Origin of the sequence: Kitasatospora sp. NPDC093558, from assembly GCF_040683475.1 — a bacterium.
Taxonomy (GTDB): domain Bacteria; phylum Actinomycetota; class Actinomycetes; order Streptomycetales; family Streptomycetaceae; genus Kitasatospora.
Genome location: NZ_JBFBDY010001062.1, coordinates 1 through 1,627 on the forward strand (window position 1 = coordinate 1; position 1,627 = coordinate 1,627).

2 protein-coding genes are annotated in these 1,627 nt (G+C 69.5%); both read left to right on the top strand.

Going from position 1 to position 1,627, the window contains the following annotated elements:
* A partial coding sequence (locus tag AB0O00_RS38465) for a DUF1611 domain-containing protein (protein WP_363659327.1) occupies positions 1-266 on the top strand: 266 nt, incomplete at its 5' end.
* Positions 267-311: 45 nt separating this feature from the next.
* The gene (locus AB0O00_RS38470) at positions 312-1,226 is read left to right on the top strand and encodes a TauD/TfdA family dioxygenase (RefSeq protein ID WP_363659328.1); all 915 of its coding nucleotides are present in this window, start codon (positions 312-314) and stop codon (positions 1,224-1,226) included.
* Positions 1,227-1,627: the final 401 nt, after the last annotated feature.

Here is a 1,627-nt window from a genome sequence, read left to right on the forward strand (position 1 = left end):
GTCCGACCATCAAGCTGCTGCCGGACTTCCCGCTGCCGTCCCTGCAGCGCGCCATCGAGATGCACGCGGAGGGGGCGAGCTGGGTGTGGCCGGAGGGCCGCTGCCCGATCGTGGGCATCTCGCTGATCACCCGTGGGCTGCCCGACGAGCAGGCGCGCCAGGAGATCGCCGCCATCCAGGAGGCCACCGGCCTGCCGACCACGGACGTGGTCCGCTACGGCGCCGCACCGCTGCTGGACGCGATCCTCGCCGGCCCGACCGCCTGACCCCCGACCGAAACAGCACGCAGCCGATGAGAAGGAGAAAGTGACGTGTCCCAGACCCTGACACGGGAACACACCGCCGTCGAGATTGCCCGCGTGGCCGGCAACATCGGCGCCGAGATCAAGGGCGTCGACGCCGCGGCGGACCTGTCGCAGGAGGTCGTCGCCGAACTGCGCCAGGCCCTGCTGACCCACAAGGTGATCTTCCTGCGGAACCAGTCCCTCGACTACGACCAACTCGTCAGGTTCGGCCGCCGCCTGGGCACCCTCACCCTCGGCCACCCGATCTACGGCGGCCCCGAGGGCTACCCACTGCTGCGGGAGATGGACTCCATGGGCGAGGGGACCCGCGCCAACTACTGGCACGCCGACTTCACCTACATGCAGAACCCGCCGGCGTTCGCGATCCTGCACAACACCATCTGCCCCGAGGTCGGCGGCGACACCATGTGGGCCAACGCCGCCCTGGCCTACCGCAACCTGCCCGACGGGCTGCGCACCCTCGCCGAGAGCCTGCGGGTCATCCACAGCAACGACTCCGACTTCACCGATGCCACCTACGACGGCGACGTGCGCAACAACTACCTGAAGAACGTGTTCACCGCCGAGCACCCGGCGGTGCGCGTGCACCCGGAGACCGGCGAGCGGGCACTGATGCTCGGCGGCTTCGCCCGACGGGTCGTCGGCTACTCCCCGCAGGCCGGCCGGGACGTCCTGCGCACCCTCACCGAGTACGCCACCCTCCCGGAGCACACCGTGCGATGGCGTTGGCACAAGGGCGACCTGGTCATCTGGGACAACCAGGCGACCCTGCACTACGCCATCAAGGACTACACCGAGCACCGTCGCGGCGAGCGCGTCACCGTTGCCGGCCAGACGACGCTCGGCGTGGACGGCCGCCCCGGCGAGGCCATTATTGGCAACACCGCCGAATTCGGGACCGGCGGCACCACCGCCATGTGATCCCCTCCCCGCACGAAGCGTTCCGGCCTGGCGGCACGACGGCGCCAGGCCGCAACGCTTCGGCCCCGGATCGGCAACGCACTGACGGCTCCTGACCGACACGCCGACTCACCGCCCGGATGAATGAGGCCGATCCGCCAGCCTGCGTCCGCTGCTGCCGGAACAATGTCGATCGCCTTCATTCAAGAGCCTCAGGAGTTCACCATGCAGATCAGGCTGATGCGGGAGGACGACCTCCACTCCGCGGAACGCGCCTCGGCGGCGACGTTCCTCGACGCCGACCGGCTCAACAGGAGGGCCGTCGAACCGGAGGTCCCAGCAGCGGCGAATGGCGGAGACCCTCACCGAGGCGATCGGCCAGCAGGTGCAGATCATCGCCGAGATCGACCACGAAGACTGGC